Source organism: Microbacterium sp. MRS-1 (assembly GCF_000585455.1).
Taxonomy (GTDB): Bacteria; Actinomycetota; Actinomycetes; order Actinomycetales; family Microbacteriaceae; genus Microbacterium; species Microbacterium laevaniformans.
Genome location: NZ_JAUF01000129.1, coordinates 1 through 842, shown reverse-complemented (window position 1 = coordinate 842; position 842 = coordinate 1). Strand labels below are relative to the sequence as shown.

Genomic DNA, 842 nt, shown 5'->3' with positions numbered 1-842 from the left:
CATCGGAGGGTGTTCCTGTTCTTCGCGGCCTGCTCATAAGCGGCCAGGCTGATCACGGTCGTGGAGGGTGCTGCGGTGCCGGCGAGTACGGCTGCTGCCTGCCGGGCGGCAGCACCAGGTGGGATGCGTTCCTTGCGGCGGTGCGGACGTCCTGGCGGCGCCGAGGCCATCGCGACTGCTTCGAGCGCGGTGACATGTCCGGTGTCGCGGACCGTGATCCCGAGCCCGGGCTGTGCGAGGCGGTGACGGGCGATCACCGCGCCCGAGATGGTGGCGATGTCGATGTTGTCGGCGCCGAGCCGCTGGGACACGGTGACCTTCGCAGCGGCCAGTTCGGGCGGGACGGAGTAGCGGTTCCCGCGCCAGTCGATCAGCGCCTGCCGGGTCGCGGTGCGCTCCTCGGTCACGATCACCGGGAACACCATCGCGGGCAGCGGTCTGAGCCGCTCGTTCACGAACAGCGCGGACGCGGTCGTCGTCCCGAGCTCGCCCTCACGCCGCCGGTCGTCCTGACCTGCGGCGAAGGCGTTCAAGCTGGCCTGCGCCTGCTCGAGAGTGAGTTCGTCGGGCAGTGTGCGCCACCAGCGTTGTGCGGCAGTGTGGTTGTTCTTCTCGACCACGCCCTTCCGGTTTCCCGACCGGGGACGGCAGACCACCGCGGTCACGCCGTGATGCTTCGCGAACGCCGCGAACTGCGGGACGAGGTCGCCGCTGGTATGGTCCAGGACGGTCCGCATCCTGTCGAACCGCCAAACCCTCGTGAGCCCGCCCTGCAGGGCTAGGCCGTGTTGATCAAGAGGTTTCGCTCCCGGCTGGGTGAGTCTTGAACGGTGACGCGACAG

At 69.1% G+C, this 842-nt stretch carries 1 protein-coding gene; it reads right to left on the bottom strand.

Going from position 1 to position 842, the window contains the following annotated elements:
• On the bottom strand, nt 1–737 hold a 737-nt coding region (locus AS96_RS14480), incomplete at its 3' end, for a Mu transposase domain-containing protein (RefSeq protein ID WP_442921714.1).
• Between the last annotated feature and the right edge of the window lie 105 nt (nt 738–842).